17 protein-coding genes are annotated in these 18,843 nt (G+C 47.0%); 11 read left to right on the top strand and 6 right to left on the bottom strand.

Annotated features, from left to right (window positions below):
• Window positions 1-538 precede the first annotated feature (538 nt).
• From ACNFVB_RS09875 to adk, 6 genes are all read left to right on the top strand, one after another.
• Window positions 539-1,873: a hypothetical protein gene (locus tag ACNFVB_RS09875; protein ID WP_430737368.1), complete on the top strand. Its 1,335-nt coding sequence runs from the start codon at window positions 539-541 to the stop codon at window positions 1,871-1,873.
• A gap of 236 nt (window positions 1,874-2,109) precedes the next feature.
• Window positions 2,110-4,137, top strand: a complete 2,028-nt coding sequence (locus tag ACNFVB_RS09870; RefSeq protein ID WP_430737367.1) for a heme lyase CcmF/NrfE family subunit — start codon at window positions 2,110-2,112, stop codon at window positions 4,135-4,137.
• A 4-nt stretch (window positions 4,138-4,141) separates the two neighbouring features.
• Window positions 4,142-4,801 carry a DsbE family thiol:disulfide interchange protein gene (locus ACNFVB_RS09865; RefSeq protein WP_430737366.1) on the top strand — a complete coding sequence of 220 codons (660 nt, stop codon included), beginning with the start codon at window positions 4,142-4,144 and terminating at the stop codon, window positions 4,799-4,801.
• Complete coding sequence (locus tag ACNFVB_RS09860; protein WP_430737365.1) at window positions 4,798-5,361, top strand: cytochrome c-type biogenesis protein; 564 nt, start codon at window positions 4,798-4,800, stop codon at window positions 5,359-5,361. Before ACNFVB_RS09865 ends, ACNFVB_RS09860 begins: the two co-directional genes overlap by 4 nt.
• Window positions 5,358-6,638, top strand: a complete 1,281-nt coding sequence (gene ccmI / locus ACNFVB_RS09855) for a c-type cytochrome biogenesis protein CcmI (protein WP_430737364.1) — start codon at window positions 5,358-5,360, stop codon at window positions 6,636-6,638. Before ACNFVB_RS09860 ends, ccmI begins: the two co-directional genes overlap by 4 nt.
• A 232-nt stretch (window positions 6,639-6,870) precedes the next feature.
• Window positions 6,871-7,524, top strand: a complete 654-nt coding sequence (gene adk / locus ACNFVB_RS09850) for an adenylate kinase (protein ID WP_172953130.1) — start codon at window positions 6,871-6,873, stop codon at window positions 7,522-7,524.
• A 205-nt stretch (window positions 7,525-7,729) separates the two neighbouring features.
• On the opposite strand, the gene secB is transcribed toward adk, so the two are convergent.
• The 4 genes from secB to rsgA form a co-directional block, all read right to left on the bottom strand.
• Window positions 7,730-8,182 carry a protein-export chaperone SecB gene (gene secB, locus ACNFVB_RS09845; RefSeq protein WP_075100642.1) on the bottom strand — a complete coding sequence of 151 codons (453 nt, stop codon included), beginning with the start codon at window positions 8,180-8,182 and terminating at the stop codon, window positions 7,730-7,732.
• Between the two features lie 230 nt (window positions 8,183-8,412).
• Complete coding sequence (grxC, locus tag ACNFVB_RS09840; protein WP_075100643.1) at window positions 8,413-8,676, bottom strand: glutaredoxin 3; 264 nt, start codon at window positions 8,674-8,676, stop codon at window positions 8,413-8,415.
• Between the two features lie 486 nt (window positions 8,677-9,162).
• Window positions 9,163-9,618: a rhodanese-like domain-containing protein gene (locus ACNFVB_RS09835; protein ID WP_093068718.1), complete on the bottom strand. Its 456-nt coding sequence runs from the start codon at window positions 9,616-9,618 to the stop codon at window positions 9,163-9,165.
• A 150-nt stretch (window positions 9,619-9,768) separates the two neighbouring features.
• A complete protein-coding gene (rsgA, locus tag ACNFVB_RS09830) occupies window positions 9,769-10,872 on the bottom strand; it encodes a ribosome small subunit-dependent GTPase A (protein WP_430737363.1) in 1,104 nt (367 codons plus the stop codon).
• Between the two features lie 207 nt (window positions 10,873-11,079).
• Between rsgA and orn the strand changes: the two genes are divergently transcribed.
• Window positions 11,080-11,667, top strand: coding sequence for an oligoribonuclease (gene orn / locus ACNFVB_RS09825; RefSeq protein WP_075100646.1), 588 nt, complete (start codon window positions 11,080-11,082; stop codon window positions 11,665-11,667).
• Window positions 11,668-11,812: 145 nt separating this feature from the next.
• On the opposite strand, the gene ACNFVB_RS09820 is transcribed toward orn, so the two are convergent.
• Together ACNFVB_RS09820 and ACNFVB_RS09815 are read right to left on the bottom strand one after the other, a co-directional pair.
• Complete coding sequence (locus ACNFVB_RS09820) at window positions 11,813-12,655, bottom strand: UDP-2,3-diacylglucosamine diphosphatase (protein WP_430737362.1); 843 nt, start codon at window positions 12,653-12,655, stop codon at window positions 11,813-11,815.
• Between the two features lie 57 nt (window positions 12,656-12,712).
• Window positions 12,713-13,228: a peptidylprolyl isomerase gene (locus tag ACNFVB_RS09815; RefSeq protein WP_430737361.1), complete on the bottom strand. Its 516-nt coding sequence runs from the start codon at window positions 13,226-13,228 to the stop codon at window positions 12,713-12,715.
• Window positions 13,229-13,455: 227 nt separating this feature from the next.
• Between ACNFVB_RS09815 and ACNFVB_RS09810 the strand changes: the two genes are divergently transcribed.
• The 4 genes from ACNFVB_RS09810 to ACNFVB_RS09795 all read left to right on the top strand — a co-directional run bounded on the left by ACNFVB_RS09810 (window position 13,456) and on the right by ACNFVB_RS09795 (window position 18,744).
• The gene (locus ACNFVB_RS09810; protein ID WP_430737360.1) at window positions 13,456-15,183 is read left to right on the top strand and encodes a glutamine--tRNA ligase/YqeY domain fusion protein; all 1,728 of its coding nucleotides are present in this window, start codon (window positions 13,456-13,458) and stop codon (window positions 15,181-15,183) included.
• Window positions 15,184-15,568: 385 nt separating this feature from the next.
• On the top strand, window positions 15,569-16,207 hold the full coding sequence (locus ACNFVB_RS09805) for a peroxiredoxin (protein ID WP_430737359.1): 639 nt from the start codon (window positions 15,569-15,571) through the stop codon (window positions 16,205-16,207).
• A 295-nt stretch (window positions 16,208-16,502) separates the two neighbouring features.
• Entirely contained in the window at window positions 16,503-17,165 is a 663-nt protein-coding gene (locus tag ACNFVB_RS09800; protein ID WP_430737358.1) for a glutathione S-transferase family protein, read from the top strand.
• Window positions 17,166-17,811: 646 nt separating this feature from the next.
• Window positions 17,812-18,744, top strand: coding sequence for an META domain-containing protein (locus ACNFVB_RS09795; protein ID WP_430737357.1), 933 nt, complete (start codon window positions 17,812-17,814; stop codon window positions 18,742-18,744).
• The last annotated feature ends 99 nt before the right edge of the window (window positions 18,745-18,843 follow it).

The following is an 18,843-nucleotide window of genomic DNA, read 5'->3' as shown; positions in this document are numbered from 1 at the left end:
GCTGAGTCAGCAAAACATGGATAACAAAAAACAAGCAAACAAATAGACAGGTTTGCCAAAGCGCGGTAAGAATAAAGGATAATGCAAAGGGTTTCAATCACATAGATGGTCTTTGCTCAAAAAGATATCTTAGCAACTGACTGGCTGATATCTTATGCGGTTGGTGGACAAATTATAACAGAAGCCATGCACGGGCGCAGTACTCGTCAGCGTGTTTGTCACGATTATCTGCTATCAGGCGCTATCTGGCCGACCACCATCATCAGGTCCATATAAAGTGAATATCAGTAGACACGACCTAAAGGGCGCGAATGTTATGTTGGATGGGCTTGTCAGCGCTGGCAGTGGCTCACCGTTATTTGTCATATGAGTCACAACTTGCGCGCTGCGACGTGTGCTAATAAATGGCAAGTATGCTAAAATCAGGCGATTTGTTTTATAGTCGTTATGATGGCCGCGCGTCTTTTTGCCGCGCTCGAAGTTTGCTAACGCTCATTTACTAGCACCGACAATCAACCTGTCAGGAACCAGATAAATCATGGACGTAACTTCATTGTGGCAGACAATCGCTGAGCATCCAGAGTTTTTTGCCATGCTAACCATCCCGCCGGTGACCGCTTTTGTCACTTGGGCACACGTGTGGATGGCACTCAAAATGCTGTTTTATCCGATTAAGTTTTGGGGTATTCGTATCCCAAACTTTCCGTTTTTTGGTTTGCCAGGTATTGGCTGGCAGGGTATCGTGCCGCGTAAAGCCGGTAAGATATCGGGTGTTATCGTCGATCAGACATTATCAAAGCTTGGGTCGCTTGATGAATTTTTTCAGGCGATGGAGCCTGAGCAGATGGCGGTCTTTATCACGGAGACGGTCGATAAAAACCTTGAGGTGTTGATTGATGAGATTATGCTCGATCATTCGCCAGCCTTATGGGGCAACTTGCCATATGCTGTCAAGCGCCGCGTCTATGCCCAAGCGCACAAAGAGCTGCCAAGCATCATGCAGTCCTTGGTGACGGATTTGACGTACCATGTCGAAGATCTCGTCGATATGCGTCAGATGATTGTCAATAAAATGGAGAGTGATCGCCGCTTGATGGTCAATATGTTTTTGAAAGTTGGCCAAAAAGAGATAGATTTTATCTGGCATATCAGTGCTTTGATTGGGCTGGTCTTTGGTATTATCCAGATGTTTATCTTTTTGGTGGTGCCGCAGCATTGGACCGTGCCGTTTTTTGCGGCGATTTGGGGCTTTTTGACCAATTGGATTGCGATTTGGATGGTGTTTAATCCCGTTGAGCCGCATTTTATACCTTATGTGAAGTTTTTTACAGTTCGGCGCCGCTTTCCGTTTATTCAGCCGCAAATGCCGCACATTGCCCAGTACCGTTTGCAGGGCGGTTTTATGAAGCGGCAAGAAGAGGTCTCTGAGGTGTTTGCGGAGATTGTGGTGCGAGACTTGGTGACGTTAGAAAACATCATGAATGAGATGATGTATGGCGCGCGCGCGCCGCAGACGCGTGACTTGATGAAGTCGCATTTGTATCAGGTGTTAGAGTCGCCTGTGATCAGTACCACATTGCGTGTCGGGCTGGGCCGCCGTGAGTATGGTCAGCTAAAAAACACCATTATTGATAAGTCAATCGTGGCCACGATGGTGCCGCTGCGTGATCCTGAGCTCAATGAGAGCCGTGCCAGTAAAATATTTGGGATGTTTCGCGATCGGATTCGGGCGCTGACGCCAAGTGAGTTTCAAAACCTGCTGCGTCCTGCCTTTAAAGAGGACGAGATGACGCTGATCATCCTTGGTGGTTTGACGGGGTTTTTGGCAGGCTGGCTGCATTTGGTCTTGGTGTTTTTTCCTTCAGTACAGTGATCTGTCATGGGCGCATCGCTGAGTATCAGTATAAATAGCAGATACGTTTTTTGTATCAATGATTCCCATTGATACATTACGACAATAGTAGCGAGTTTTACAGCTTCTATAGCCATTAAAACCGCCGTTTTTAACCGTAAACTATGACCACATAAAGGACTATTTCGCGTTTGCCAGTGGCCAAAAGGCTATTGGCGAATCCTTAATTGTATCCAAGGTAAACAAGGTTAGACCGTATGTTAATCACAGAATTGGGTTATTTTGCCTTGCTGGCCGCCTTTATATTGGCGATTTTGCAGGTGGTATTACCAACCGTTGGCGTCATGCGCGATCACGTTGCTTGGCAGCGTCTCGCGCCCAGTCTCGCGTGGGCACAGTTTGCTGCCATGATTTTTTCATTTGTTGCATTGATGGCAGGCTTTTATTTCAATGACTTTAGTCTCGTCTATGTCACGCAGCACTCTAATACTTTGTTGCCTTGGTACTATAAACTCTCGGCGACATGGGGCGGACATGAAGGCTCGCTCTTGTTGTGGATGACCATCATGGCCACGTGGTGTGCATTGGTCTCCTACTTTAGCCGTGGCTTGCCGTTGTCGATGCGCGCGCGGGTACTCGTGATATTGGCCGGTGTGCAGGTCATGATGCTAGCGATGCTGATTTTTACCTCGTCGCCATTTGATCGTACCTTGCCCAATCTGCCCGTAGATGGGGTAGATCTCAACCCACTTTTGCAGGATTTTGGGCTGATCATTCACCCACCGATGCTGTATATGGGCTATGTGGGCTTAGCGGTGCCATTTGCTTTTTGTATGGCGGCATTGTGGGAAGGGCGTTTGGATGCAGTATGGACACGTTGGTCGCGTCCATGGGCGCTAGCGGCTTGGGGGTTTTTGACCATTGGTATCGCTCTTGGCTCTTGGTGGGCGTATTATGAGCTTGGCTGGGGCGGCTGGTGGTTTTGGGATCCTGTAGAAAACGCCTCACTCATGCCGTGGCTGGCTGGTACGGCTTTGCTGCATTCGCTGGCGGTGACCGAAAAACGCGGGGTCTTTAAGGCTTGGACGATCATGCTGGCTATTTTTGCCTTTGCGCTGAGCTTGCTTGGTACTTTTTTGGTGCGCTCAGGGGTGATTACCTCCGTGCACTCATTTGCTGCCGACCCCACGCGCGGGCTGGTGGTTTTGATGATTCTTGGTATCGTTGTGGGCGGCGGCCTGTTGATGTTTGCGGTGCGCGGTTGGCGCTTGACGGTTGAGAGTCAGTATCAGCTGATCTCACGAGAGTCGTTTTTGGTGATTAACAACGTTATTATTTTAATTGCTACCTTGGTGGTATTGCTGGGTACGCTATATCCGATTATCGCTGACTCCTTTAACCTCGGTCAGGTCTCTGTCGGCCCTCCGTACTTCAACGCGCTGTTTGTGCCACTGACGTGGCTGCTGCTTATCGCGATGGGTATGGGTTCAAACATTCGCTGGAAAAAAGACAGCCGTCCGCTCTTAGGCGCTGGCATGGTGATTGCCGCAAGTAGTCTGGTACTGGCTGCGATTATCACCTACTTTGCTAGCCCCTCTGCTATGCTCAATATTGGCGTGACATTGGCGATTAGTTTTTGGGTGTTGTTTTGGATGGTCGTTGATTTCAAGGATAAAACCAAAAACGCCCCGAGTCGTCTGCAGGGGCTGCGCCAGCTGCGCCTGAGCTATTGGGGGCAACAAACTGCGCATATTGGTGTCATCATTGCTGTCATTGGTGTGGCCTTTACCAGCACGCTCAGCATCGAGCGTGATGTGGCACTAGGGCCAAACGAGAGCGTCCATGTCCAAGGCTATGACTTTACGGTTAAGGACTTTCGCGAAGTCAAAGGCAGTAACTTTGATGCTACTCAAGCTGAAGTATTGGTCAGCAAAGATGGGCGCGATGTCACAACTTTGTATCCTGAAAAACGTAACTATATCATCAGTATGATGCCAATGACCGAAGCTGCCGTTGATGCTAGCCTCATGCGTGACGTCTATGTGGCGCTTGGTGAGCCTATCGCCGCTGACAGTAACGAATGGGCAATTCGTATCTATGTGAAGCCACTGATTCGCTGGATATGGCTAGGCGCAATCATCATGGCGTTAGGTGCGCTGCTCAGTATGCTTGACAAGCGTTATCGTTTTAATAAAGACAAGACACCTGCGCAAGTCGCTGCCAAAAAATCAGGCTTTGCCACGGTTGCCGACTTGGACACACCAGCACCAAAGAGAGGGGCGTAAACACATGAGCTCATCCAATCATTCCTCTGAAAATAGCACCCAAAAAACCTCTGTACAGGGGTCTAAAACCATGAACAAAAAGCAGCTAAAAGTATGGTTCTTGATTCCGCTGATTGTGTTTATCGGCTTACTCGTTATGCTGTATATGCGTCTGGGTAAGCCCACAGATATCGTGACCAATACGGCGCTTGAGCGTCCGGTGCCGCCTTTTGAGTTGCCATTATTGTCAGACACCAGCCGTATCATGACCAACGAAAATTTGCCCGATCAGCCGTTTTTGCTCAATGTCTGGGGCTCTTGGTGTCCCACTTGTATCATCGAGCATCCTTTCTTGATGCAGCTAGAGGAGCGCGGTGTCAACTTGGTGGGTGTCAACTACAAAGACGATATCGGTGATGCGCTCAGCTATCTCAACCGCGGCGGCGATCCGTTTTCGATGTCTATTCAAGATTTATCTGGTCAATTTGCTTTGGATTTGGGGTTGACCGGTGCGCCTGAGACCTTTGTGGTCGATGGGAAGGGTGTTATTCGCCAGCATATTATTGGGGAAGTAAACGAGAGTAATTGGCAAAGCCGTATCACCCCTTGTCTTATGGTGCTCAATGACGCCAATGATAAAAACATCAGCCCAGATCCAGCTCAGGTTGCGGAGGCATGTAAATGATGGCCAATCACTTATCTACCCTGATACTGAAGCTAGCAGGCGTTGTCCTAGCGTGCTTGCTCAGTAGCGTAAGTTACGCGGCGATAGAGGTATATGATTTTGACTCTGCACAACAAGAAGCCCAATATCGAGGACTAATCGAAGAGCTGCGTTGCCCGAAATGTCAAAACCAAAACTTGGCCGGCTCTGATGCGCCGATCGCTCAAGATTTAAAGCAAAAAACCTATGATATGGTAAAAGACGGTCGTAGTGATGGTGAGATTCGCGCTTATATGCAAGAGCGCTACGGCGATTTTATCAGCTACAAGCCGCCTGTACGTCCATCGACATGGATTTTATGGTTTTTTCCGCCATTGCTACTGATCGTATTATTGATAGGGTGGTTTTGGCAAAGCCGTCGCCGCCAGCTGGTAGCGAGCGGTCAGAGTAGAGTGACGGTAGATAATACCGCCTCGGAGCTGACTGCCGCCGAAAAAGCCGAACTTGATCGTCTGCTATCGCGTGCCAATAGCACCGATAATGACGCTCATGACACCACAAGCCCCGAGGACAAAAAATGACCATATTCTCTACTGCTGGCTTATTTATTGCTCTAAGCTTACTGATTGCCTTACTCCTTGCTGTTATTACCATCATGCCATGGCTGCGCGCCACGCGTACATCAGGCACTTCTGTGGACAACCAGCTACTAGATATCAACGTGGCGGTGTTTCGCGAGCGTCTGGCAGAGCTAAAAACAGACAAAGACAGTGGCACCATCGATGATGCTCACTACCAAAACCAAAAGCTTGAGCTTGAGCGGCAACTATTGGATGCCCAGCGTGAAGTCACGCCGATGGTCACCCCTGGTATCAAAAGCCGCTTGATCCTCATGGTTTGGGTGCCTGTATTGGCTGCGCTGGCGTATCTGATGGTGGGTGACCGAACGCCTGTGTTTGATCTGTGGACGGCCGAAGACAAGGTCGGAAAAGTCGCTGATGACTTGTTGACTGGCAAAATCGATCAGCCACCTGTATGGGCAATCGAAAACGGCCAGCAGCTTATCAGCGCGATGCAGACCAATGTCTATCGTCATGCTGATGACCCCAATCGCTGGATGCGTTTATCTGAGCTGTTTTTGTCATTAGAAGCGACAGACTCGGCGCTAGAGGCATTGTCACGTGCTTATCGCTTATCGCCTGATAACGAGGAGATTGCGACGACCTATGCACAGATCAGCTTCTTTGCCAATAAAGGCCAACTAGACGCCACCAGTCGCCGCGTCTTGCAGGACGTGCTGGCCAAAAACCCACGCCACGAAGGCGCGCAAATGCTGATGGCCATGGGCGAGGCGCGTAGTAATAACTTTGAGGAGGCACAAGGCTGGATTAAACGTCTGCGAAGCAGTATCGCGGCCAAACCTGGCGACCATACAAAAGCCTTAGCCAGCCTAGATGAGCTCAGCGCCAATGTCAGCGCGCAGCAGCAGCAAGCCTCAGAAGGGGTAGAGGTAAGCATTAGAATCAGCGCCAGCCTGTTGCCACTTGTCAAGGCAGACGATGTACTTTTTGTGGCGATACGTGATGTCAACGGTGGGCCGCCATTTGCCGCCAAGCGTTTACCGATCAGCGTGATCAAACAAGGCGAGGCCACTATCAGTCTAAGCGATCTCGATGCGATGATGCCTGAACGCACCTTACAATCGGCGCGTGCAGACAAGGTACAGCTGGCAGTGATCGCTCGTATCAGTCATAGCGGCACCGCGGCGGCTGAGTCAGGCGACTTGTCTGGCAACCCTGTGGTCATTAGTGCCGATCAAAATCAGGCCAATATTGAAATCAATCAACAAATTCCCTAGTATTTATAACGGTTGTTAGTAGCGACTACTACCTGCTCAGTAAGCGCGCTGTCGTCGTCACAGCAGCGCGCAACTGCATTATATGAACAGAGAAGTCATTGCGACTTTTTACTGCAGATAATGAAAATACTTGAGCTTTGTTAAGCCACAAGGTAAGGTAGCTTAGCAACCAACCAATCCCTAAGTATTTATTAGTCCCAAAATCCTACCTATTAAGGAGAGTTGTGTAATGATGCGTATTATTTTGCTAGGTCCACCAGGCGCCGGTAAAGGTACCCAAGCCCAGTTTATTTCTAAAGAGTATGATATTCCGCAGATCTCAACTGGCGATATGTTGCGAGCAGCAATCAAAGAAGGCAGTGAGCTTGGCAAACAAGCCAAAGACATCATGAATGCTGGTGGTTTGGTATCTGACGACCTTATCATTAACCTAGTGAAAGAACGTATCGCTAAGCCTGACTGTGCCAATGGTTGTATCTTAGATGGTTTTCCACGTACGATTCCACAAGCGCAAGCGCTGGCTGATGCGGATGTTGCAATCGACCATGTTATCGAAATCAGCGTACCTGATGACGAAATCGTCAAGCGTTTGTCTGGCCGTCGCCAGCACCCAGGCTCAGGCCGTGTTTACCACGTCGATCACAATCCGCCAAAGGTCGAAGGTATCGATGATGTAACGGGTGAAGCGCTGATCCAGCGTGAGGACGATCAAGAGTCAACCATTCGTGATCGCCTAGCGACGTATCATCAGCAAACCTCAGCGCTGGTAGATTTTTATCAAAACAAAGCGGCTGAAGGTGGTGATGCGCCGAACTACGATAAGTTTGACGGCACGCAAGCGATTGATGATGTCAAACAACAAATCTTAACGGCGCTAAAGGGTTAATCTTGTTATAAGATAACCGATGCCGTGATTGAAAGCCCTGTTTCTTAGCAGGGTTTTTTTGTGGCTGATACGCATTCATATAGCCACGCCCGCACAACCCTGCCCACACACAACCATACTCATAAAAAAACCGCTTACCTATGACAAGTAAGCGGCTTTTAATATGCATTTTGCACAACAGCTTTCTGCTTTAGCAGCTTACTGCTTATGCATTACCTTGCGCATCAACTTGTGCTTGCTGCTGGCTTTGTGCGTAGGCTTGGTCAAAGTTTACAGGAGCGAGCAGTAACTGCGGGAAGCTACCACGTGTGACGATGTCGCTGATGACTTCGCGTGCATAGGGGAATAGCACATTTGGGCAATAAGCGCCTAGAATTTGACCGATTTGGTCTTCTGGAATGTCTTTTAATAAGAAAATACCCGCTTGATGCACCTCAGCGATAAATGCAGCTTCGCCTGCATTTTTTGCAGTCACGCTGACGGTCAAGACGATTTGATAATGATCGTCGTCTAGCTTTTCTGCGTTGCTAGAGAGATTGATGTCAAGCTCTGGGTTCCACTCTTTGGTAAATACGCTCGCGCCTGGCACCTCAAGTGACATGTCTTTTACATAAATGCGCTCTAGTGCCAATTGTGGTTGTGCTTGTTCTTCAGCCATGATAATTCCTCTAAAATTAAATCAAATGATTGGGCAAGTTATGATTAAAAATACTACAACAAAAGCTTCGTCATAAAAGCCTTATGGAAATAGTAGCCAAGATTGAATCAAAAAGACCAATCTCGCCGTTTTATCACACGCATTGCATAACACCGTGTTTTATTTTGCCGCTGCTTATCATTACACAGCTGATGACAAACCGCAAAACAAGGTTGCAAAAAACTTGTAAATTAACCAGCCAATAGCTCGTCAAGCTTGCCTTGTTGGTTCAGTTGATTGAGCTCATCAAAACCGCCTACAAAGGTATCACCCACAAAAATCTGTGGCACGGTGCGATAGTTATTGGTCTTTTGCATCAATGCGCGGCGCTCTTCGCTCGTCATATCGTGCATACCAATTTCTTCATAATCGACGCCTTTGGTTTTTAGCAGTTGTTTGGCGTTAGAGCAGTACGGGCAGATAGGCGTGGTATAAACTTTGACAGATACAGTCATGATAAATCCTTATTGGTCAGTATGGTCGTTAGTAATGACTTTATTATAAAAAACTACGCATAAAAAATATGAATAAAAAGTGAAATGCTTAACAGACCCTAGTGATTATAAAAAATACGATAAAAATCATGTGATAAAAATGATGATTATCAGTTACTCACAAGTAACGTGCGAGGTATTGGGTCGGGCTTATTAGTACAGTGGGGATGTGTCAGGCAAATTCAAGCGGGATGGGCCAAAAAGGCGCTGCAGTGATATAACTATAATCGATTCTAAACAAAAAAGTCATGTGTTTATTAACCAGCAAGGCCGCTAAAATTTCACTTGCGTGCTGCGTTCCCAGAGGCTGCGCAACCTACGTTTAAAAATAGCATCCCAGTAGCGCTATATTCTTTTTAGAGTGCATCGACTATATACCACATAAAAAAAGACACCTAAATGCGGTGTCTTTTTGATGGTTACTGATACTAAATAATGCAGCACCAGCTATTTGTGCAATGACGGCTTGGCCTTGCCTTTGGTTTTTGACTTAGCATCTTTTAGGCCAACGAGTGGCATACCAGCTGCCTGCCAGCCGCCAATGCCACCTTCTAAGCGATAAACGTCATCTTTGCCAATCATTTGAATGGCTGCGCCTGCCTGTACGCCCATGTCGCAGATGATGACCACTGGCTGCTGGATGGCGCGGATTTCTTCTAGGCGATCTTTTAGCTCAGTAAAAGGTATGTTGCGGCTGCCTTGAATATAGCCGGTCAAAAATTTCTTTTTGGCGCGAATATCGATCAGCTGCGCGTTTTGCGAGTTCACCATCATACCAAGCGTGTTGGGCGATATTTTTCTACCACTACGTTTGTTTTCGATGGTAAAAAACAGTACAGCAAGTACGGCTAATATACCAAACAAAAACGGGTGGTTGCCCACAAATTCTAGCGCACGATCCAAACCATACCTCCAAAAAATAAGTGTTCTATTAAGCCGAGAAGATAGCTCAATGATTTTGAACAAGGCGCTATTATACCGATTAGGTCATCTATAGTAAATGTATGATGAGCAACCTACGTTTTAATAATGCTGATTTGATACATAGCGTTGTTAATAGGGCTTGGTATCAGCCTCTTCGCTCAAGGTCACCAGGTTTTCGACTCGGCGCTGTAGCACATCACCATCAGCTACCGCTTGCCATAGCGCGCAGCCTTTGCTGTTATGAGTATGTTTGCAATCACGAAACTGACAGTCACCGGCAAGCGGCGCAAGCTCAATAAAGCCTGAAATAATATCGTCAGGATCTAAATGCCAGATACCATATTCGCGAATACCAGGGGTATCGACGATACCGCCTTGGGTAAGATCGTCTGGATTAAACGGCAATAAGCGACTGGTGGTGGTGGTATGCTGGCCAAGTTTCGAGTTTTCGGAGATGACGTTGACCATTTGCCCTGACTCAGGCAATAGCGCATTGATAAGACTGCTTTTACCGACGCCAGATTGTCCAGCAAAAATCACCAGCTTTTTATCTATATGACGCTTGAGCTCATAAAGACCTGTTTGGGCGTCGCTAGCGGCGATGTTTTCAGGACAGTCAACCGACGTCAGTACGCTCTCGTAACCAAGAGCCGCGTATTGAGTCAAAAGCTCTCTGGTATCGACGCCGTCTTCTTGCGCGAGTAGGTCGGCTTTGTTCAATACCAATAGCGGCTTGACGCCCGCGTGATGACAGACCACCAAATAGCGATCGATCAGGGACGCCGCCGCCGCTGGTAGTGGCGCAAACACGATCGCCAAGATATCGATATTGGCAGCGACAGGTTTGAGCTTATGATATCGATCTGGGCGTGAGACAAGAGAGGTACGCGGTTTGACCGACTCGATACGGCCAAAGCCGGTATTGGGGTCAGCTGTCCAGCGTACGTGGTCGCCTGCCGCCAGCATAGGCAGGTTGGTACGCACATGACAGCGCCATATATCGCCCAACTCCAGCGCTTGCCAAAATGGCTCAGGATCATCAGGCGCAATCTCTGGCTGCACCGGTAGCACCGCAGGCAAGCTGGTGATTTGTACCTCTAGCTGCTTGCCATAATGCGCCATGACCACGCCATCCATCAAACTGTCATCGAGGCTGTCTTGACTGTCGAGCTGCTGTTTGTCAATGCGACGAATCTGTTGTTTAGTCAGTTTGCGTTGCCGTATTAATGCCATGGTTTTGACCTATTATAAAAATATTGCTAAGTGTAGCGTGAAAATTTGCTAACATACAGCCTAAACCGTCCGTGGCAGATAGTGGTTTTGTAATATCAGGGCTGATTTGGCAGTGTTAAATCCCAAGCCCTCATCTTGTCACCGTAGATAAAACGGCACTTTTTATATAACAACTTGCTCCAAACATTATTGACCATAGGATATTTTATGACTACCGGCGACCATCCCAATAAAATTAAGATCAAAAATCAAGGCAAAAAAGGGCTGGTATGGATTGACTTAGAGATGACCGGACTTGACACCTTAAACGATGAGATTATCGAGATTGCCACTGTCGTCACTGACGAAGATTTAAACGTCCTTGCAGAAGGGCCGGTGTTTGCGATTAAAGTATCCGATCAGGTACTAAACAAAATGGATGACTGGAACACCAAGCAACATGGTCAGTCAGGTCTGATCGATCGGGTGCGCCGTAGTAAGGTGACGCTGGCAGAGGCTGAAGCTGAAACCATTAAGTTTTTGAATAAATGGGTCGATAGCGGTAAGTCGCCGATGTGCGGTAACTCGATCTGTCAAGATCGTCGCTTTTTGGCGCGGCAAATGCCAGAGCTGGAGCGCTTCTTTCATTATCGCAACCTTGACGTGTCATCGATTAAAGAGCTGTGCTTTCGCTGGCGCCCTGATATCTTAAAAAACTTTGAAAAGGGGGGCAGCCATCTGGCGTTAGATGATATCCGCGATTCTATTCGTGAGCTTAAGCATTATCGTCAGCACTTTTTTAAACTCATGCCTTAATAAGATTGATAAGTTAAGCTCGATAAGTAATGAGCCTGCACTTAATAAGTGAATAGCCAATTATAAAGGGTCTGCTAAATAGTTAGCAGACCCTTTATCTTATTACATCATTTTATGACATCGTTTGGTTTGTAAAAAAAATAAGCTAGACCAGTGAGCTAAGTTCAACCAGTTCAAAGTTAGCTTTATTGCTATCTGAGTGTGCATTAGTGATCATCACACCAATCACTGCGTTGACGGTTGGTTTACGGGTATTTTTATTTAGCAGCCGCCAATCACCCAGCACGTAGCGTTTTTTATCTGTCGTTGCTTGATGGATATCTGGACGATGGGTATGACCATGTAGCAGCGCATCGCTATTAGCCACGGCTTGTATTACCGCCTCACCGTTGACATCCATAATATGAGCGGCCTTATTGGCGTTGTTATGTTGGCTTTTTTGGCGCATTTTTTCCGCGATAGCCAAGCGTTTTTCTAGGGATTTATCCAGCAGGTACCACTGGGTTAGACGGTTGCGCATGATTTTACGAAAAAACTGATATTTTTTATCATCGGTACAGAGCGCGTCGCCATGCTCGAGACGGTAGTGTTGCTGCCCGATGGTTAACATATGCGGTTCATCAATCAGCTCCCCGCCAAACAGGTTGCAAAACGGCTGACCCAGCAGAAAATCACGATTGCCATGCATCACTAATATCTCACAGCCCTTGATGCGCAGTTGTTTTAATTTAGCGATAAGCGGGGTGAGCCAGTGGGTTTGGCGCGCGGCATCTGACAGCGTCAAATAAGCGTCATCACCGATCCAGACTTCAAACCAATCGCCTAAGATAAATAAGCGTTTGAGGACGGGCAGGGCCAGACAGTCATCAAGTAGCGCCAAAAAAGCCTGCACTAAGGCAGGCTCCTCTGGCGATAAATGCAAATCGCTGATGAATACTTGCCGCACCTCATGTGGGCGGGTCGTTATCAGATGATTAAACGTTTGCATTTATCATAATCCTTGTCGTCTATTGTCAGACTATCAGTAACACTTACTTATCACGACCTACTGAGAAACGATGGTCGCAGAGTTGATAATGACAGGCTCTTTTGGCACATCAGCATGCATGCCGAAGCGACCGGTTGGTACGCCGCGCATTTTGTCGATGACATCCATACCGCTGGTGACTTTACCAAATACTGTATAACCCCAGCCTTGCATGTTTTTGCCAGAATGGTTGAGGAAGTCATTGTCTTTGACATTGATAAAGAATTGGCTGGTCGCTGAATGCGGATCTTGCGTACGCGCCATGGCGATAGTGCCTTTGTCATTCTTTAGGCCATTGTCCGCTTCGTTTTCGATAGGAGCATTGGTTGATTTTTCATTCATCTCAGCGTCCATACCGCCGCCTTGAATCATAAAGCCATCGATGATGCGATGAAAAATCGTGCCGTCATAATGGCCAGATTTTACGTAGTTTAAGAAGTTTTCTACGGTTTTTGGTGCTTTTTCTTCGTTGAGTTCGATGACGATCGCACCCATATTGGTGTCTAGTTGTACTACTGGCGGCATGTCTACCATGTGATATTCCTTTTTTGATTGCAGCGCCTTAAAGGACGCTGTCAAGTGGTGGTTAAAAAGTTATGGCTAGTCTAACGGCTTTTTTGTCGTCTGTCATGTATCAGGCTGTTAATGGCTTTGCAAAAGCTGATAGAATAACGCAACGTTATCTTTTATCAGTCTTTTTTAATTTATCATTTTTGAGCGTGGTAACACGCGCTGAATACTTGCGCTAGGAGCAATGAGTAATGAGTGAGCACTCAAGCAATAATGCACAAAAAAACGACTTTATTCGTAATATCATTCGTGATGATATTAAGGCGCAAAAATACCCCCAAATCGTAACGAGATTTCCCCCTGAACCAAACGGCTATTTGCACTTGGGTCATGTCAAATCAATCTGTCTAAACTTTGGTATTGCTGAGGAGTTTGGCGGGGTCTGTAACCTGCGTTTTGATGACACCAACCCAACGGCAGAAAAACAAGACTTCATCGACAATATCGAAAACGATGTCAAATGGCTTGGGTTTGAGTGGGCAGGCGAGGCGCATCATGCATCAGGTTATTTTGATCAGCTCTATGCGTGGGCGGTGCAGCTTATCGAGCAGGGCGACGCTTATGTGGATTTGCAGTCGCCTGAACAAATCCGCGACAACCGCGGCTCATTTAATGAGGCAGGTACGCCATCACCGCAACGTGATGCCAGTGTCGCAGAAAACTTAGCGCGCTTTGATGAGATGAAAGACGGCAAGTTTGCCGAAGGCGAAGCGGTGCTACGTGCCAAGATTGATATGGCCAGCCCAAACATGAACATGCGTGACCCTGTCATCTACCGCGTCATGCACCAAGCGCATCATCAAACCGGCGATAAATGGTGCATCTATCCGATGTATGACTTTGCCCATCCGCTCTCTGATGCGCTCGAAGGCATCACCCATTCATTGTGTACACTAGAGTTTGAAGACCATCGTCCGTTTTATGATTGGGCGGTAGAAAAAATCGGCTTTGAGGTGCCGCCGCATCAGTATGAGTTTAGTCGCTTAAATGTCGACCACACCATGACCAGTAAGCGCAAGCTCAAACAGTTGGTCGATGAAGGGGTGGTGAGCGGCTGGGATGACCCGCGTATGCCGACCATCGCAGGCATGCGCCGCCGTGGTTATACGCCAGAGGGTCTGCGCGATTTTTGTGAGCGCGTTGGCGTGACCAAAGTCGATAGTGTGGTTGATTTTCGTCTATTAGAATTTAGCATTCGTCAATCACTCGAGACGACGACCGCGCGCGGCATGGCGGTGCTTAAGCCGTTAAAAGTGACGATTACTAACTTCCATGAAGCGGTTAGCAGCTGGGAGTCACAAAAAGCCGATAGCGTCAATGCGCGCTGGGATGAAGACGCTCAGACTCTATGGCTCAAGCAGCCAAAACATCCTAACGTCGATATGGGTGAGCGTGAGATTCCATTCACCGAAACCCTTTATATCGACCAAGGCGACTATGAGATTGAGCCGCCAGCCGGTTATAAGCGCCTGTCACCAGCAAAGCCAGAAATCCGCCTGCGTAACACCTATGTGCTGGCCGTGACTGAGCATATTACTGACGATGCTGGTAATGTGACCGAGCTAAAAGCGACGATTGATCCTGCGACATTGGGCAAAAACCCTGAAGGCCGCAAGGTCAAAGGCGTGATTCATTGGGTATCAGCCAGCCTTGGCGTGCCTGCGACCGTGCGTATGTATGAGCAGTTATTTAGTGTCGAGGACCCAGGTAGTGCCAGTGATGTGCATCAAGTACTCAATCCCAATTCATTGACTGAGCTTGCAGCAGTGGTTGAGCCGTCACTTGCCAACGCAGATGCTGGCACGCGCTTTCAGTTTGAGCGTGAAGGTTACTTCATCGCCGATAGCGAAGAGCACACCAGTGACAAGCCGGTATTTAACCAAATCGTCAGCTTACGCGACAGTTATAAGCCAGCTTAATGCATAGCCTTTGAGCTTGCCCTTATTAGGGCTTAACGTCAAATTATTATGTCAAATCATTGTCCTTTTATACTGACCCATCTCTAGTGCGCTAGGGGTGGGTTTTTTATGAACTTTGCTTGTGGGATACAGGCATGGTAGTTCAATGCGCTATGCTACCTATATACTGGTTTATTTAGTGATAAATGGAATAAACGCATTACAATCCTTCACAAGACATTCATAACCAGTTTGGTACTATAAAGTGAGTTTTTATTGATGCGCTAGACGGGATAAGCAAATGATCAAACCGTCTCGCACATTGCAATAATCGGTTTATAATAATAGGGCGCAGAAGACAGTAAGATCGGCGCTCATCATTATTCATATAAATAAGGAATTTAGTATGGCACATTTACGTTTAGGCGACACCTCACCAAACTTTGATGCAACCACCACAGAGGGTGATATTAATTTTTATGATTGGGCGGGTGATAGCTGGGTGGTGCTGTTTTCGCATCCTGCCGACTATACGCCAGTTTGTACTACTGAGCTTGGCCGCACCGCTGCATTGGGCGGTGAGTTCCAAAAACGCAATGTCAAGCCGATTGCTTTGTCAGTGGACGGCTTAGAAGATCACAAAGGCTGGGTCAGCGACATCGAAGAGACACAAGGCGCTGCGGTGAAATTCCCTATCATTGCAGACTCTGATCGCACGGTTGCGGATTTGTATGACATGATTCACCCAAATGCTGATAACACCGCGACAGTTCGCAGCGTGTTTATCATTGATCCAAACAAAAAAGTACGTCTGACCCTGACCTATCCAGCCAGCTGTGGTCGTAACTTTGATGAGATCGTTCGGGTCATCGATGCGCTACAGTTGTCTGATGAATATAATGTTGCCACACCAGTCGACTGGAAAGATGGCGACGATGTGATCATCCCGCCAAGTGTCAAAAACGAAGACATCCCTGCCAACTATCCAAAAGGCCATACAGAAATTAAGCCCTATCTACGTACCACACCTGCCCCTAATAAATAAGTGGCAGTGAATGGCAAGTCGCATGATACAAAGTCTTACGACGTAAAGTTGTGAGGCTTTTTTTATATCTCAATCATCGTATTTATCTTGCTTTAGGCCTCTGCCGTGGCAAAAGACAAGAAAGCTTTGCTATGGTGCGCTGAGTAAGCTATAACTATGATAGAGCGTCAGGATGTGAGCCAGATTTGAGTGGGTCGTAGCCACTCAATACGAATGCTCAGCAAGGCTCGTTACTCATTACAATAATGGCTGGCAGCGCTAAATCGTTATCTATCTATTTTACAAGGAGTTTATTATGAAAAAACTATACGTCACTCGTACTGCCCCAAACCCGCGTAAGGCTTTGATACTTTTGGCATCAAAAGGGATTGATGTCGATGACATGGATGACGTCGATGTGATAGATATCGACTTTGCAGCCAACGAGCAGATTTCGGCGGAATTTACCAAGATCAATCCGATGCAGACGGTACCGGTCTTGACCTTAGACGATGGGACGGTGCTCAACGACTCACAAGCGGTCTGTGAGTATCTAGACCGCGTCTATGGCGAGCGCTCAGTGATGGGAAATGATGTGGTACAGCGCGCGCAAGTTTGCGCCATGCGCCGGATCGCTGAGCTTGAGGTGTTGTACAACTTAATGCTGGCGTTTCAGCACAGTCATCCTTCCAAGGCTCAGCGCGTCGAGCAGGTTCCCGAGTTTGTCCAGCCATCTATCGCCCGTGCTACCAAAGCCATGAGCTATTTTGAGAACGCTTTAGTAGGTCGCGACTATCTCGTGGGTGAGCAGTTAAGCTTTGCTGATATTGTGCTGTACTTAGGGTTAGATTTTGGCAAAATACTTAAAGTTGACCCAAGCAAGCAAGGTGAAAACCTAGCGCGCTTTTATCAAAAAATGAATGAGCAGTTTAGTATCAAAAATATGGCAAAAGCCAAGCCCGTAGATAGCAGTAAGTGATGAGAGATTGACACAAGAGATTGATAAGTAGTCGGCTGCTTACTTCTTAAGTGTATCCTTAACTAGGGCGTGTCCTCAATTCAATCGATAGTAATCTAAATGGGTTAAAAATGGCTAAGTCTGGTCAAATTAGGACACGCCCTAGCTGCTTAATTAACCTTTCAACTGCTGACAGCTTGTATTCAATTAAAACAGCTTATCTCATGATTGGCTGTTTTTTTATGCAGTGTTAATAAGGCGTTATAATCAAGCCAAGATAGAAGCTGCAAGATAGTATAGTCAGTTCAAAAAAAACTGTCATAAGTTCCAAAGCGCTACTGGGATGAATTTTTCGCAGCCTCTGTGTATACAGCACGCAAGGAAAATTTATACCAGTGGCGCTATAACATTTTTAAATTGAATCTACTATAACTCACGACTACTAGCACTAAAACATAGATTTGGGAACTGTTTTTAGAAGATGTAATAAAAATAAACATTTTATTACATAGTGCAGTAGACACAGCGTTATAGTGAGCAATCTATCCTGAGTTTTTAGACGTTGCATAAAAAGCTTTGTAATAGAGCTTAAATGATACTTGACAGTTTTTTGGCCACATCTGTTTTATATAAAAAAAGAAACCAAGCTTACTAAGAGGTACGTTGTATGGTAAGTAAAACCGCAAAACCCGCTTCGAAATGGCTACTATTACCAAGCATGCTAGTAGCAAGCCTAGCGCTGGGCGCTTGTCAAAAATCCACTGCGCCTGCTGATGGCGACACGGTGGATCGTCATGAAGCGGCGGTAACCAGTGAAACAGATGGCGATACGCCAATAGACGAGATGAATGTAGAGAATACGGATACAGACGATGGCCGTGATGATAAGCTGACGGTAGAGCAAAAAATGATCGAAAACCTATCGCGCTATCGTTGGACGCTATCGGATATTCAGAATGCTGGCAGTGGGCCCTCGGTGTCTATGCTGGCTGATATCAAAGACCAAGTAACACTACTGTTTAATCAAAATCAAGGGCAAGACACTTTGAGCTATAGCGTTGGCTGCAATGCTATGAGCGCGGTTTATCAGCTGCAGGGTAATACGTTGACCACCGAAGAGAGCATGAGTACACAAATGCTCTGCCAAGATCTCAATGAGGCTGAAAATCGTCTGAACACCTTGATGCAGGGTACGAGTGAGTTGAGCGTGACGACCGATGAGCAGCCTTTACTCACGCAAGTGACCAGCGATGAGGTGACGTTGACTTGGAAAGGGCGGCTAACCTCACAGGCGAAATATAATAGCAAAGGAAAAACCGTCTTTTGGGCCGTCAATGACAAAAAAGCCCCTTGCACCGCTGAGGGGACGCAGCAGTGTTTGCAAGTCAAACCCATCACTTATGATGATCAAGGTATCAAGACCAGTGAAGGTAAATGGGCTGCGTTCACGGGCGAAATCGAAGGCTATCAGCATGACGGCAAGCATGATGAAGTGCTGCGTCTCCAGCGCTATCAGTTGGATGCCGAAGACGCAGTATCAACAGGTGAAGAGTACGCTTATGTACTCGATGCCGTGATAGAAAGTAGCGTGGTAGAGTAGGATTACTTGAGTAAGTTGGTTGGTCGTTTTGGTTATTTAAAATGAGGCCTAGATAGCCAAAATGACTTAAAAAAAACACGCGTTCAAATGACGCGTGTT

The organism is Psychrobacter sp. VH5, assembly GCF_050572635.1.
GTDB lineage: Bacteria > Pseudomonadota > Gammaproteobacteria > Pseudomonadales > Moraxellaceae > Psychrobacter > Psychrobacter celer.
Note: the sequence above shows the minus strand (reverse complement) of the source record. Positions and strands in the feature narration are given on the sequence as shown.

What these genes read in the sequence shown, in the direction of transcription:
- secB (WP_075100642.1), bottom strand. Translation starts at nt 8,182, where the DNA reads ATGGCTGAAGAACAAGCACAACCACAATTGGCACTAGAGCGCATTTAT.
- ACNFVB_RS09795 (WP_430737357.1), top strand. Translation starts at nt 17,812, where the DNA reads ATGGTAAGTAAAACCGCAAAACCCGCTTCGAAATGGCTACTATTACCA.
- ACNFVB_RS09805 (WP_430737359.1), top strand. Translation starts at nt 15,569, where the DNA reads ATGGCACATTTACGTTTAGGCGACACCTCACCAAACTTTGATGCAACC.
- ACNFVB_RS09870 (WP_430737367.1), top strand. Translation starts at nt 2,110, where the DNA reads ATGTTAATCACAGAATTGGGTTATTTTGCCTTGCTGGCCGCCTTTATA.
- adk (WP_172953130.1), top strand. Translation starts at nt 6,871, where the DNA reads ATGCGTATTATTTTGCTAGGTCCACCAGGCGCCGGTAAAGGTACCCAA.
- grxC (WP_075100643.1), bottom strand. Translation starts at nt 8,676, where the DNA reads ATGACTGTATCTGTCAAAGTTTATACCACGCCTATCTGCCCGTACTGC.
- ACNFVB_RS09815 (WP_430737361.1), bottom strand. Translation starts at nt 13,228, where the DNA reads ATGGTAGACATGCCGCCAGTAGTACAACTAGACACCAATATGGGTGCG.
- rsgA (WP_430737363.1), bottom strand. Translation starts at nt 10,872, where the DNA reads ATGGCATTAATACGGCAACGCAAACTGACTAAACAACAGATTCGTCGC.
- ACNFVB_RS09810 (WP_430737360.1), top strand. Translation starts at nt 13,456, where the DNA reads ATGAGTGAGCACTCAAGCAATAATGCACAAAAAAACGACTTTATTCGT.
- ccmI (WP_430737364.1), top strand. Translation starts at nt 5,358, where the DNA reads ATGACCATATTCTCTACTGCTGGCTTATTTATTGCTCTAAGCTTACTG.
- orn (WP_075100646.1), top strand. Translation starts at nt 11,080, where the DNA reads ATGACTACCGGCGACCATCCCAATAAAATTAAGATCAAAAATCAAGGC.
- ACNFVB_RS09800 (WP_430737358.1), top strand. Translation starts at nt 16,503, where the DNA reads ATGAAAAAACTATACGTCACTCGTACTGCCCCAAACCCGCGTAAGGCT.
- ACNFVB_RS09865 (WP_430737366.1), top strand. Translation starts at nt 4,142, where the DNA reads ATGAGCTCATCCAATCATTCCTCTGAAAATAGCACCCAAAAAACCTCT.
- ACNFVB_RS09860 (WP_430737365.1), top strand. Translation starts at nt 4,798, where the DNA reads ATGATGGCCAATCACTTATCTACCCTGATACTGAAGCTAGCAGGCGTT.
- ACNFVB_RS09820 (WP_430737362.1), bottom strand. Translation starts at nt 12,655, where the DNA reads ATGCAAACGTTTAATCATCTGATAACGACCCGCCCACATGAGGTGCGG.
- ACNFVB_RS09875 (WP_430737368.1), top strand. Translation starts at nt 539, where the DNA reads ATGGACGTAACTTCATTGTGGCAGACAATCGCTGAGCATCCAGAGTTT.